Origin of the sequence: Vibrio sp. Hep-1b-8 (assembly GCF_006124995.1) — a bacterium.
Classification (GTDB): domain Bacteria; phylum Pseudomonadota; class Gammaproteobacteria; order Enterobacterales; family Vibrionaceae; genus Vibrio.
On sequence record NZ_QEWN01000108.1, the window covers coordinates 20905 to 35198 of the forward strand.

Sequence of the window (14294 nt, forward strand, 5' to 3'; positions counted from 1 at the left end):
AGTACCTAGATGCTCGCCGGTAAGGTAAAGGCAGAGAAAAAGTTAGGCACGAACGGGTTGTTTTGTCCTTGAATTTTAATGCTCAGTTCTACCTGACTTTCATTATGACTAAATTTTACTCTGGTGCTTTGTGAGGTCGCTGAAACGACTCGTGGCTCGATAAGCTTGAACCAAGCCCAACTACCAGTGAAGGTTTCATCCGCAATTTGAACATCTTGTGCACGCAATTGGAATCCAATGGAATCTTTGTCGACGTCCTTGGCAGACCAGTTTTGTTTACTCCATAGTCTAGGTCCGTGTTGATAAGAGAACAGCGACTTTTCAGCATTGATGGTGAACTGAGTCAGATCCGAGGACATCTCTAGTGCTTTAAGTTGGAACTCTAAAGAGATGTTTTGTGGATCTTGTAAGAACAGTGCATTTCTAATATCCGCTGCTTTGTCAATCATCTGCCATACGTTCGGATCGAGTGCTAAACCTGTGTTGGGTAGCAGTCCTGCGAGGAAAGGTGAACGTTCATCGGTTGAAAACCCTTTTAGTTTGCTGTGATAGAACTTATCCAATACACCATTACTCTTAAAGAAGCTTGCGACATCATTGGTCGCAGCATCAAGTGATGCACTCTTGTTGAATGGGTAGTAGGCGGCAATCGTGTTTTGATAGGTCTGAAACACCTCATTTTGCCAACTGGTATTGAGATAACTATGCGCAAGTGACATCACCATTTCGTTGGCTTGTTGCGTCACATTAGCAATAATTTCCATCGACAAAGCAGGTTGCTTAGCGGTATTGCCCGCGACGACAGATACTGGATTGCTCAGTTTTAGCTCTGCGGTCAGTGTGTTAAATGCCATTTCTTGAGGTGACTCAGAGCTAAGAAACTTAGCTAGCCACGTTTCCATCTCGGTAAACTGACCAAGTAGAGTATCGATTGGCTTTGTTCCCTGATCCGTGGCGGTAACCTGCTGATGATAAGGGGTAAAGGCAATGTATATCTGACGAGCGCTCTCTTTTTTATCGCTATCTTGCTGAGGTGGTAGGGTTTCGTCACTTTCCGCTTTTGGTACTTCGATCTCGACGGAAGTGTACTTGCTGACGGTCGTATACAGTAGAGCAAGTGGATTGTCCGCTGCGCTGGTAAGCACGGACAGAGAACGGTTTAAGCTATCGGCATCTTTTATCTCTTTGACTTGAATACGAGACGTCAGATCTCGCCAGTAATTGATGTAATCGTTTTGATACATCTGCTTGAGATCTCGACTGATGCGATACATCTCCAAAGCGCTTGGAGAATTTCCTGCAACGCCTTCGTAAGCCTGTAACGCTTCTGACAGAACCTTAGAATCAACGGACAGATCCAGTTCATTGAAGCCAGATGGGGTATACAAGTACGGCACCATATACCCGGCATAGCTAGGCGAAAAGCTGAATAGCTGAGAAAAGTGGCTGCCAAACTCCGGTCGGATGTCAATACGCTTAGAATAAGTCGCTGAATTGAGAATATGCTCATAGAGCAGCGTCTCGATGCCAGTCTGATTGATCACTTTCTTGGCCAGTGTTTCTAAATCATAGTTAGGTTTGACTGGCACTAGGTCTTGAGCAAACACGTCATCAAGCAAGATACGAAGCTGTGCCAGATTGACGCTATCGGCTTCTCCCTGATCTCGTAGAGTCGACATGAAATAGTTCTTCAGCTCTTCAATATTCGTTCTTTTGGGATCAAACAAAAGACGGTAATTGTTGAGCAATGAAAGTGTCTTAGCTTGGTCTTCCAAGTTGACATAGACAAACAGATCTTTCTCAAGGGTATTCTCCATCGAGGGGATAAGTACCTGCGAAAGCTCTTCAAAATAGGCGGCTTCTACCTCATCCATGATGCTAGAACTTGGCATAAAAGGGAGCGTATACCAAGGTTTTGGCTCTAAATAGAGTGCATAGATACGATTGAGCGAATACAGATTGGGAATATTATCCGCCATGTTTTCGATATCGTAAGGAGACGCCGCAATCGCCTCTTTATATCTCTCCAACATATTATCCGCTCTCGCTTCACGGGCACTTTGATAATCAAAATCGAGCTTGATCACCGCTAAAACCGTGATCAACAAGGCTGCACAAAACACCGTGTAAGCCGTTTGCCAAAACAGTAGCGAGTTTTCTCTGCGACGGTTTACGCCAACCAAAGCATTTTCATTCAACACAACGTGATTCATGATGTGCTGAGCGAATAAGGTCTGTGTGACAGGCAACTGCTGCTGTTGTTGAAACTTTTCGTTACCGAGCGATTCATTAATCACGTTCGCTAACAGGTCGTACTGTTTGGTGTCTGTACCACTATGGGTGAAATAGAATCCACGGAAACAGAGACCATTGTTGAGTTGATCGCCTCGGTAAAGACGTTGTAGAAAATGCCATAAACTCTGTTTAAGCAGGCCAAACTGATAGGGTGCTGCACAGATAGAGTTGCGGTAATCCTGATTTAGCTGAGAAGAGAGAGCGGTACTTGTGCTGGCAATCAATTGACTGATTAAGTGGTCATACTCTTGGTTAAACCAGTCTGCATCAATTCCGCCATTTTTGATAAAAGGCGAGGTTGCTCCAAAGACGTCGTTGCGTTTTGCTTCATCGAAAGCGGAGAAAAACTGGCAAAAGTCGTTAATCTGTCCCATGTTGGTGATCAGATTATAGATAGGGAGATTGAGGCCAAAGCTATCGTTAAAGGTTTTGATGGTTGATTTCAGTTCGTCGGCACGTTGAATCAAGGCTTCTCGATTGCCAAGTAAATGTTCAACTTCTGTTGTGAGCAACATGCCATTAACTGCCTGACGCGGACGCCATTTATTCAATGACTCGGTCAGCGTTTTTAAATACTGTGCTTGCTGATCTTCACCGCAACTTACCGATATCAGGATCGAATGCTCACTGAGCCAAAATAGCACCGGAAACTCGATGTCATTGCCAAAATCATCAACTTTATATGCCTCGTAGCCCATCTGAGTGATGATGGATTTATCTTTGCTTGGATCATCGCTCAGCAATAGGTAGATGGGTTGGTCGTAACGGCTATTGAGACGCTTCTTTCGTTTTTGAACTTCAATCATGCGTTTGAAGTGAAGCGTAAGTAGCTTGCTACGCTTTTGGATTAGAAGTCGCTGTTGGTCTGGTGTTTTGCTGACCTCACTACCTCGTTGCAACAGCCAGTATGTCATTAAAGCTGACAAGAACGACGCAATGATGGTCGCAATGATGCCGATTGCCAGCGAATCTGGGTAGGCAAACCACCATGTTAAACCTGCGCCGATCAACACGATCAGCACGGCAGTTAATAGCGCCCAGATCACACTGCGCTTATTACTCTTCTGGGTTGGCTTAGTCATCGCGCTGAACCTCATTATTGTTTTTATTCTCTTGCTGCGTATTTCTTACGATGATTGGTGTGAGCGATTCTTTTTCTACATACCAAGTCTTTATTTCGCGCGCTTGTTCTGAAGAATCACTTCTGACAATCACGCGGAAGTAATTGTCAAACGCATCGACCTGAGGTTGGTATTTCGACGCAGACAATTTTGCGACAAATTTTTCTGCGTTGGTTCGAGTGGAGAAAGTCGCCAATTGAACCAACCATGACGAATAACTGGTCGCAAGATTGGCAGGAGGAGTCGCTTCGACAAGTTCCACTTTGCTCGCTCGCTGGGGGGTATTCGCTAAATCGTCGTCTTGACTGATAAAGACAATGTCATTCACCTGACCCGACATGACATAGCGATTACTGAAATCGGCTAGATTGGAAAAATCACGCGCCCTTTGTGGGTAAGTTTTGTTGTACCAAAAGTGGGTGAGGCCAACGCTGGTCAAAATCAGACATAGGAAAAATATCGTTGTGACTAAGTAGCGTTTGCGACGGGTTGGTTTACGTACCTGAGGCAGCTTTGTTTTGGTATGGCAGTATATTTTGCCAGATTGTCGATACTGACTGATCACTTGTTCAAGCTGATGGGTAAACGTTTTAAGCTGATCACTGCCGCTTTCACGATACTGACCTTTAAAGCCAATATTGACGAAGATATAGATGACCTCAAGCAGATCGATCATCTTGTGAGGTTGTCTTAAAGCCTTGTCGGCTACGGTAAAGAACAATTCTCCGCCGTTGCGCATACCAAACAGTTCACTGAGTAAGGTTTTGTTCTCCCAACCGCGAGATTCGCCCCACTTACAGTAGATGATCAATTCGTCCAGTACTACAGCATAGAGAAAGCAGAGCTTATCGATGACGGCAACAGGGTAGTTGAGCTCTGCTCCCTTGGTTTTGATGTCGTTGACGGCATCGACCAGTTGTTGTCTCAACGTCGTCACGTCGTCAGGTTCAGGTAGCGTTGCAACCTTAAGGGTGATGGCAAGCAGCTCACTGCTTATATTCAACAACTGGTTTTCAGCTTTGTCAAAGTAGTGAAGGAACTCACTGCGTCCGCGACTCGCATCAACGGGCGACCAAACCGTGTCACTGATTTCGTCTTTGCTTACGAAATCAGACTGTTTTGCATCCCATACCAGTGTTTCTTCGTCTAAATAATTCATAGCCTTATCTCAGCGCATACAGCATGACTTCAAGTTCACTGATTCGGGTATCGACATGCAAAGCGATAGCATCTCGGTTCTCTAGCATTTCTAACCACATTCGGTCGGCTGCATCGATTTCGAAATACGATACCCCCTGCATGGGTTTTAGTTCGCTTGGCGCAACGGGAAGAGGCGAAAGTGCGATACCTGATAGACCATTTCTCACAATTTCAACAATACGGGTGTTATTACTCAATTTGGCTGCGACAGGGAAGAGTTCGTTGAGCTCCGCACTACTGATATTCGACTTAACTGACAGCACAAAGCGTCGGTTGCTGACGCTGGCCGTATCTTTAATTAAAGTTCTGAGTAAACGACGCTTCTCAAATAGCGAGTTATCCCAAGCGAATTCAAGCACAGAGTCTTGCTGAACTAAGGTCAGCATATTGCGTAGCGAAGAGAACAACGGATTGAAGCTTTCATAGAGTTTATGGTGTTGTAGTGGCTGGCAAGGCTCGGGAATTGCTGGCGTCAGTGCCATGACCTGAGCTTCGAATTTGCGCAGTTGTCCATAAAGTGTGTGCGTCTGAATTTTTGGATTGGTGATGGTCAAATCAAACCAAGGTAGCCAACTATTTAGTGTTTGCAGCCATAAATAGTCTTGCATCATTGACTGAGGGCTTTTCTGGCCTTGTCCTGCCTGAATACGCTGCAACAGCGTTTTTGCACGATTGACTGTCAGCGCATGAGTCTCTTTAAGACGTTCAAGCAGCAACTGAGACGCGCCATAATGCAAACAGGCGGGGATAAAGGCACGATCAAGAATCACTTCGCCAGATTCTGTACATTCCAAAATTTTCGCCACAGGTACTAGCGTAAAACCAGAGGTGTCTTCGTCTTCTAGCTTGATCGATATGTTCAAATGCGCCACATCAATTTCAACACTGGCATTCTCTGAGGTTGAGGTATCAAAAACATTGATAGAGCGACTTAGGTAGCGTCCTTGGTCAGAGGCTTCCTGTCCATAGTCGTTATTCCCTTGCAGTGAGATAGGCAAGGCTAGATAGACAACAGTCTCAATGCTACCTTGAGAAATATCTCGAGCGACTTCGTGTTTCATCTCAAAGTGAGTACCGTCTGGAAACACACCAGCGCTACTGGCGATAGACAGCTTGCCTATTTTGAGTAACTCATGATTGATAGTAAGTTCAGTCACTCCATAAAAGGGAGCAAATCCAGCGAGCGTTTCTACGTTCTGGCGTACATAGTTTTGAACGTAACGGTCTTGCTGCTGAAAGTGTTGTGGGGCAATAAACATGCCTTCTTGCCATACTACTTTTTTATACGCGTCCACGAATAATCCCTATTAACTGACTAAAATATCTGCCACCAACTCGATTCTGGCGTGACAATACTTATTGAGGCTTTTGCCCCTTGAATATGAAGCTGCAGAAACTGATCTTCCTCGAGAGGTAATGTTGAAAACGCTTTAGCTTCACTATTTTGGTAATCGACGAACTCAACCAACACCGCCACATATTGGGTGGTTTTATTGATGTCGATGGTTTGCTTTGTTTCATTGTTCGGCAGTACTACGGGCAATATCTGTTTTGATACTAGATTCGCATTGAGTAACTGTACGTCGTTGTTGTAGAGATCAATAAACGGCAGTTGCTTAAACATTTGCACATCAGTCAATTGATACAGGCGAACAACCACAGGATTCGCTGAGTTAGAATCCGACGGGTTTATTGCTTCGTCTGCCTTTATCGCCAAGGTGTATTGGGAAACAACAGGTACAGGATCTGACGAGCATCCGACTAAAAGAAGCGCGGCTGCCAAATACCACTTTGTCATCCGTTATCCTCTCTCTGCTTTTGCATGTTTTCCATAAACAGAGCCTTGAACTGACGACGGAAATCACCGTTTTGTTGGCGGTGTTTAAAGTGCTTGCGATAGATGTTCCAGTACTTTTTCTCTTTATTGCCAAACAACCCACCAGAAATATATTCACTAAACTGGGTTTCTAGTTCAGTCGGCGCGAACTCGTTGAGAAACTGATCCACGGTCTTTTCCAACGCATCGAATAAGGCGTCGTGCTGAAGCATAGGGTTTTGCAAATACTGCTGGTTTTTCTCTGAGATAGTCAGCAGCTTTTCGATCGAGGCTTCTAGCTGTGTATTGCGTGGTGCATCGACAGGCAAATAGTCCAAATTGGTATTTGGGGTGAAGACCTTTGGCTGTTCGACTTCATCTATTTCGACGTGCTGCGCGATTTCTTCGCTATCAAGATCCTCAAAAGGATCAGAGGCAAACGGGTCATCGCTTAGTACATTCTTATGTGAAAAATTACGAGCGGTGGGCTGAGCGATAGGCGCGTCACCTTGCTCAAGAAATTCGGTTTCATCGTCGTTGAGATTTAACTCAAATGGCTGGGAGAAAAAATCATCCACTGGCGTAGCAATGCTTTCGTCGCTTGATGCTACCAACGTAGAAACCAACATGGTGTAGTTATCTACTTTCACGATATCGCCGTCATTGAGTGGATACTCTTTATCTTTATTCATTGGCTTATCGTTAAGCTGCGCTTGGTTTTGTCCACGGTTGATGATGACATAGCCACGATCAGTAAGACGTACCTCGCCATGAGCACGGGAAATACGCTTGCTTTGGTCTGGTAGACAGATATCACAGGCAGGGGCACGACCAAAGGTGCCTCCTGACTCGGGAAGATACACAACTCTTGAGGTGACTACCTCTTCAGTGGGTACAGAAATCAAATGAACACTGACGGCCACTCGTTACCTCTCACATTTAGAAACAGCTGCATTAAACGCAGCTAAGAAACCGGAGTACTTGCTAAGGAATCGATTGGAAAAATACACACCCATAGGTTTGTTTTCGTGGATTTGGTTCTGGAAGAAATCATTGGGTAGGCCTGCCTCTTGTAGCTCACCGTCAAACACCAACTCGTCCTCTAGAGCAACATCAATTTCCCTTTGTTTTAAAAGCTTTAGTAATACTTTAGCATCTCGTGGCTGTTTGACTACATTGAAGCCATTACGTTTTAACCAAAACCACTTATTCGACCCAAATTTGGCCGAGAACTTGAGGTTAACTTTTGACAATTCATCAATTTTCGGTTCAACACCTGGACCGAAGTACCACATTAATTTTTGCTGAGCGATAGCATTCGATAACGTCGCATAGTCATCACGTTCTGCGGTTTGAGTTGCAACGAAGAAACCGTGCTGAGCTCCGCTATGCACACGCAGCTGAGCATCTGACCAAGAGGTCATCGTCAGTTGGTAAGGCTGTCCCATTCTGCCTAACGCACACTTCACTTTTTCGAGAGCGAGCCCCTGCATTTGGCCGTGCTTATATTCTTGGTATGGCGGCCAATCTTGAGTGGTCAATAGCAGCCGAGCTGGCCCAACGCTCGTTTCAGCCCAAGCGACAGAACTTGCCAATAGGTTGATGGCAGCGAGCACGCACAACGCCGCATTGGGTATCAGTCTGCTCGCATTGGGTATCAGTCTGCTCATTCGTTCCCTCCAATTAACTCGGAAATCTTTAAAATTGAAACGGGGGGATAGTAATCCAGAGTCCGTGCAGCATTGACGTTAACGATATAAGAATACTGACTTAATGGCTCGATAGGCAGAGCCTGAGCTGTGCTATTTTTGCTCAAAATTTGTTCCGCTTTATGTCCGGCGAATTCACCAACGTTATAGTAGCGGCTAACTATACCAAAGAGCGCGTTATGTTTGCGAATCGGAGTTTCAGTGGCCGAGAATGTTGCAATGCCTTGATTGTGCAAACTTTCTACAATGTACTGACCTTGACTGATGATGTATGAATCAGGCGGCAGGTAGGCAAGTTGTACGTGATCTTGTTTCATCGCTTCGATGACAATAGGCAGAGAGGCAGAATCCGGCTTACCTTGCTTCGTTCTAAGCGGGTAGAGATAAACATCCATACAGAACTGAGCCGATAGCATCTGAATCTTTCTAGCGGTGATAACCGCATTATTTTCAAGTGGATTAAAGATAATCCCCATCGTGTTGATGTTAGGGAGTTTTTGAATCGCGTTAAATTGCACTTGATGGGGAACAATATGGCTCACTCCAGTAAAATTACGCGGTGATTCTGTTGTGTCTGAGACGATTTTCGAACCGACTGGGTCTGATACAATACTGAATACCACCGGAGTTTGGTTCGCTTGTCTAAACGCGCTCGGTTTATCCTCTGTCCCTAACAATGCAAGCGTAGTGGTGGTTCCAAAGGTATAAATGAGGTCCGCATGGTAACTATCGATGTTGGCCACGTAACTGGCGAGGGTTTGTTCATCTCGCTTGGCATCTAATAGGGTGTAAGTCACATCCCGCTGACTAGACAGATACTCCATAAAACCTTTTTCTGCATCAGTCACTCCTCGCCATAGCAGCATCACGACCTGTTTGGTTTCCTGAGCATATACTTGACTGCTTGTCATCACTGAAACGAGCAGTAATGTGATAATCAACAGGGCTCGTCTCATTTTGCCACCTCCAATTGTCGGCGATCACGTTTCGTGAACAGCGCGTAAAAGAGTGTCAGAACGGTTGAACTTACTAGAAGTGTTATCCCAAAGAGGATAATGGTTTCTTCAAAGCTAAATAAGCTCAAGCACAAGCCTGCAAGCATCGGTCCGGCGATATTACCGATCCTCTCGGTCAATCTGAAAATACCGATGGTTTTGCCCTTGTCGATTCCATCGCTGGTCAGTAAATCCATCACTAATGGTATTTGTGGGGACACACTAATACCGTGAGCAATCCCAATCAGAATAACGATAAACAATAAGCCAAGTGTGCCAGGTAGTAGCACAATATTGATCAGTGCCAAGGCAGAGAGAACACCCCCAAAGACAATAAAGCGAATTTTGTTATCCCATCGGTCGACAAGGAAAGCGCTGAGTGGAGAAATCAGGATGATGGCGATACCGTAGCTCATCATGACTCGACCGGAAACGGCGCTACTTTCGCCTAAGTATTGTAAGTAAACGGGGCAAATGTAATAAAGGAATCCAGTCAAAACAATTTTGGCAGGGATAGCGCTAAAGAAGGTTATTAGGGTGAAATACTTGTTGCCCAACAAAATCTTGAAATCGTTGAGGCTGACAGGCTTACTTTGTGAATTGGAGCCACCACGAACAAAGAAGGCCATTACGAACAACACACTGACGATCGCCAATAGTGAAGAGAGTAAAAACGTTGCACTATAGCCAAGTTTATCAGCCAATATTCCCCCGATCGAAGCACCACAAAGTGATCCAGAAAAGAACGCAGACAAAAAGGTCGACATACCCTTAGTGCGATTGTTGGCGTTAGTGGTATCGGTAATGTAGCCCTGAGCCGAGATAAATACGATACCGTAACCTACGGCGGTATATGCTCTAACGACTAACAAGAGTTCGAGTGTGGTACACATGGCAGTTGCCGCCAAGCCTGTACTGGTGATGATACCACCAACAACTAATGATGTTCTGCGGCCGACCTTATCTGACCAATAGCCTGCAAAAGGCAATGAAATTGCCCAACAAAACATAAACAACGATATCGGTAGGCTGGTGATTAAGCTTTCCGGTATCCATTGCGAAGAGCGAGTTAGACTCGCCACGAAGTTGGGAAAGAACGCCAGTGAGGATGCTTCTGCGAAGACCAACATAAATAGCGGTAAACGGACAAAGCGGTAATCTTGCAGGTTCTGGACATTGAGCGTTTTTTGCGGATGTTGGCGTTTAATAATGCTGTTGATCGATTGGGTTAACCGACCCAACTCATCTTTGGCTGAAATATGGGCTAACCATAATGTCGCACCGATTTTTGAGTCTGTAAGTAGCTGTTTAATTTGATGCCATGGTTTGATAATCATGAAGTTACAGATAAACAAAATGATCTCAATAACCACTAAACTTGAAGCGATAAGCACCGTCATCATATCCATCAAACTGTCTTCTATAAGTTGAGGAATAATACTGGTGTCTGTTGTCATCTTTAATGAGACGTCACTACGCGAACCAATTGGTAACGTCAGTGAAGAAGAGTGCGCTCCATTTACGCCCAGATTTGAGAACTGATAAAGCGCATGATCACTTTGCAGTAGTTGTATAGACAATAACTCTTTGTGTTGGTGGGTGTAGCTAGCAAACTCTTGCTCTAAACCGTTTAAGCGATCTAGCGGGACACCTTGATCAAGTAGTCGTTGAATCATGCTACTCAAGGTATCGCCAATCACGATCGATTTCTGTTCGAGCTGCACTTCATAGGTTGTTGAAAATTTGTCTAGCGCCTGATAGGAGCTGGCAAGATTGGATGCAATGGTGAGGATAATGACCAGACCAATGATCAGTACAGGGAAGTACTTATCTCGAAATCTCTGCCATCCGTTCTTGGCATTATTGGTAAAGAAATGCTGGTTCGCCGTTTCGATTAATTGCTTGTCATCTAAATCGGCTCGTTCGAGTGCCTTAGACGTTTGTTTGAGCTTGGTGAGCAAAAAATCTAATCCAGCGTACAGTGCGAAGTAGCCAATTCCACAAGCGATAAGTACCCATGTAATGGTGTCAAATAGCTGCTGTCGTAATAGCGTTAGCTTGATGCCATCCAGATAGCGGGTCGAATAATAGAGTTGTAGCGCACCTTCGTTGACATTAAATGTGTTGATAATATCAGCACTGATTAAACGTTCAGAATCCCCAGTTTTTCCCGCTGAAAAAAGAACATCCCCCTGACGATCGACCACTTGGATGCGACTGATTCCGTCAACTAATGCAAGTCTCCGTTCTAATAGTGATTGAATGTTAGAAATGGAGGCTAGTGGCAGCCCCAAGCTCATGGCTTGTTTGATGTCGTGGTCTGTTTCACTCAGGACAACTTGATAGGTCGAATCACTGGTTTGCGTTAAGCGTTTCTCAAAGTTGAGGTAGTTGAGAGTACTATTTAGGCCATTGGAAAACAGCAATACAGCAAAGATCGCCAACACAAGTTTGATTCTCAACGAGAAAAACGTCCGACGGTTAGTGAGTGAGGTACTGCTCATATTACTGCTTTCCTTGGCCTTGCTCTTTATTGGATAGTAAGTTCAAAACCACTTGGGTTGTTTGCTGCGACAACAGAGACCTGTGTGATCGGCTGTTGCTGGCTGAGACGACTGATACACTCTTCGGCCAGTTTGGGCATCAGTGAGCGGTTAATGATCTGCTCAACAGCACGGCCACCCGTTGTTGGATCGGTGTTTTTGTTTACTACGAAATCAACAAAACCTTTATCCCAAGTGAAGCTGGCTTGGTACTGTTCAGCCAGTTTTTTCTTAATACGATTGAGTGAGATTTCGGTGATTTTCGCCAGTTCTTCATCATTTAGTGGGTAGTAAGGCACAATGGTTGTACGCCCAAGGAAAGCGGGCTTGAAGTAGTGCTGTAGATCAGGACGAATACTTTCAAGTAACTCCTCATTGCTCATGCGTTGATCTCTATCTTCACACGCATCACAAATCGCCTGATCTGCTGCATTGGACGTCATAATGATGATGGTATTTTTAAAATCGACGGTGCGACCTTCACTGTCTTTGATATGGCCTTTATCAAAAATCTGGTAGAAGAGGTCATGAACACCAGGGTGCGCTTTCTCCATTTCATCCAATAGCAGTACTGAATAGGGGTTTCGACGAATCGCCTCGGTCAACACACCACCTTCACCAAACCCGACGTAGCCTGCGGGTGAACCGAGTAGCATCGAGATTTTGTGTTCCTCTTTAAACTCAGTCATGTTGATGATGGTCATATCATTGGCACCACCGTAAAGCTGCTCGGCCAATGCCATCGCAGTTTCAGTTTTACCCACACCACTTGGGCCACACATTAAGAAAACACCGATAGGTTTGCGGCTATCTGTCAGACCAGCACGTGAAATTCGAATCGCTTTCGCCAACTCTTGTTTCGCCACGTCCTGACCGATTACGCGTTTATCGAGTTCTTCTTCGAGCGATAACAGGCGAGCAATTTCATCACTCATCATGCTACCGACAGGGATACCGGTCCAGTTTGCGATGACCTGCGCAATCGTATTGTCATCAACCATAGCATTAACCAAAGGTTGTTCACCTTGCAGTTGCGAGAGGGTGTCGATGGTGTCATTGAGGGTCTTTTGTTTTGACAAGTCAGGCGCTTGTTCACCTTGAGCATTACTGATTTCTTCTTGCAATGCTTTGATCTTATCAACCAGCTTAATTTCTTCCTGCCAACGAGTGTTTAGCGCGGCCAGTTGCGCTTCATTTTCGTCTATCTCTTGGCTGATCTGTGCAATTTCTTCCTCAGCGATGCCAAACAGAGCATTCTCTTTCTCTAAAGCCGCTTTCTCATTCTTTTGGTAACGAATGGTTTGCTCAAGTGACTCGATCACTTCAGGTTTTGCCCCTTGGGTTAGGGCGATACGAGCACTGGCGGTATCGAGTAGGCTGATCGCCTTGTCAGGTAGCTGACGGCTTGGCAGGTAACGTATCGAAAGGTTCACCGCCGCATCAATGGCAGACTCAGCGATAAACGCACCGTGATGCTTCTGCAAGGACGCGGCAACACCACGTAGCATTTGCTTTGCATCTTCCGCATTAGGCTCTTCAATCGAGACCACTTGAAAACGGCGTGTTAATGCGGGATCTTTCTCAAAGTATTTTTTGTATTCTGCCCAAGTGGTTGCTGCAATGGTTTTGAACTCACCGCGTGCCAATGCCGGTTTGAGTAGGTTCGCAGCGTCGTTCTGACCTGCGGCACCCCCAGCACCGATGAGAGTGTGAGCTTCATCGATGAAGACGATGATGGGCACTTCACTGTTTTTCACTTCATTGATCACGTCTTTTAGACGGTTCTCGAATTCGCCTTTAACGCTTGCGCCGGCTTGCAGAAGACCTAAATCAAGAGAGTGAATCTGTACGCCTTGAAGCGCACCCGGAACTTCGTCGGCAGCGATACGTAGTGCCAACCCTTCGACCACGGCTGTTTTACCAACCCCAGGTTCACCAACCATGATTGGGTTGTTTTGACGCTTACGACATAGAATATCGATCGCTTTGCGCACTTCTGCATTACGCCCTGAAATTGGGTCGATATTACCCTCAATCGCTTGTTGAGTTAGGTTGATAGTGTATTTGCTTAACGCATCGTTACCGGTCGGTTGACCTTGTGGGCTGCTGGCACCTTGGGCTGATGAAGTCGTATTGCGTGCAACGGCCGTTTTGTTGATCAGGCCCTGCAAAGATTCAAGAGATACAGATTGGAGACTTTCAAGTTGAAGCGTATTCACACCAAGTACGTTTTGTTGCAACAGAGCCTGAATTAAGTGCAGGCTGATGACTTCACCGTGACCGTAGTTGACCGAGGCGATCATCCATGCGTCTTTAATCAACTCCGTCAAACCGTGACTTAGAGTCGGTTGACCCTCGCTACCCTTTGGCAAGCGCGCGATCTTGCTCGAGAGCTCATTGACGATACTATCTTGCGACAACTTCTGGGACTGAATCAGGTTACTTAGGTTAGCATCCTGCTGTGAGATCAACTGCAATAGCCAATGCTCGGTCTCAATTGAAGGAACGCCCTGATTCATCGCGGCACCAGCGGAGACTTCCAAAGCCTGTTTTAAGTCGGGAGAAAGTTTTGCGACTAAGTTTGTCAATGTTACTTGTGTCATACAGTGTTCCTT

General features: G+C 45.4%; 9 protein-coding genes. All 9 read right to left on the reverse strand.

What is annotated here, in order from left to right; translation table 11 throughout:
* Positions 1-5: 5 nt before the first annotated feature.
* Genes tssM through tssH form a run of 9 tightly spaced genes read right to left on the reverse strand, consistent with a single transcriptional unit; the run spans position 6 to position 14282 of the window.
* Positions 6-3377: a type VI secretion system membrane subunit TssM gene (gene tssM, locus DA100_RS11755; RefSeq protein ID WP_138972305.1), complete on the reverse strand. Its 3372-nt coding sequence runs from the start codon at positions 3375-3377 to the stop codon at positions 6-8.
* Positions 3370-4575, reverse strand: coding sequence for a type IVB secretion system protein IcmH/DotU (gene icmH / locus DA100_RS11760; protein ID WP_138972306.1), 1206 nt, complete (start codon positions 4573-4575; stop codon positions 3370-3372). The genes tssM and icmH overlap by 8 nt, the downstream gene beginning before the upstream one ends.
* A gap of 4 nt (positions 4576-4579) precedes the next feature.
* Entirely contained in the window at positions 4580-5911 is a 1332-nt protein-coding gene (gene tssK, locus DA100_RS11765; protein ID WP_138972307.1) for a type VI secretion system baseplate subunit TssK, read from the reverse strand.
* A 20-nt stretch (positions 5912-5931) separates the two neighbouring features.
* Positions 5932-6414 (reverse strand): type VI secretion system lipoprotein TssJ, encoded by a 483-nt coding sequence (gene tssJ, locus DA100_RS11770; protein ID WP_138972308.1) that lies wholly within the window; start codon positions 6412-6414, stop codon positions 5932-5934.
* Complete coding sequence (locus tag DA100_RS11775; protein ID WP_138972309.1) at positions 6411-7355, reverse strand: FHA domain-containing protein; 945 nt, start codon at positions 7353-7355, stop codon at positions 6411-6413. Before DA100_RS11775 ends, tssJ begins: the two co-directional genes overlap by 4 nt.
* Before the next feature lie 3 nt (positions 7356-7358).
* Positions 7359-8102 (reverse strand): transporter substrate-binding domain-containing protein, encoded by a 744-nt coding sequence (locus tag DA100_RS11780; protein WP_138972310.1) that lies wholly within the window; start codon positions 8100-8102, stop codon positions 7359-7361.
* Entirely contained in the window at positions 8099-9097 is a 999-nt protein-coding gene (locus DA100_RS11785; RefSeq protein ID WP_138972311.1) for an ABC transporter substrate binding protein, read from the reverse strand. The genes DA100_RS11780 and DA100_RS11785 overlap by 4 nt, the downstream gene beginning before the upstream one ends.
* Positions 9094-11640 carry an MFS transporter gene (locus tag DA100_RS11790; RefSeq protein ID WP_138972312.1) on the reverse strand — a complete coding sequence of 849 codons (2547 nt, stop codon included), beginning with the start codon at positions 11638-11640 and terminating at the stop codon, positions 9094-9096. Before DA100_RS11790 ends, DA100_RS11785 begins: the two co-directional genes overlap by 4 nt.
* A 26-nt stretch (positions 11641-11666) precedes the next feature.
* On the reverse strand, positions 11667-14282 hold the full coding sequence (gene tssH / locus DA100_RS11795) for a type VI secretion system ATPase TssH (protein WP_138972313.1): 2616 nt from the start codon (positions 14280-14282) through the stop codon (positions 11667-11669).
* Between the last annotated feature and the right edge of the window lie 12 nt (positions 14283-14294).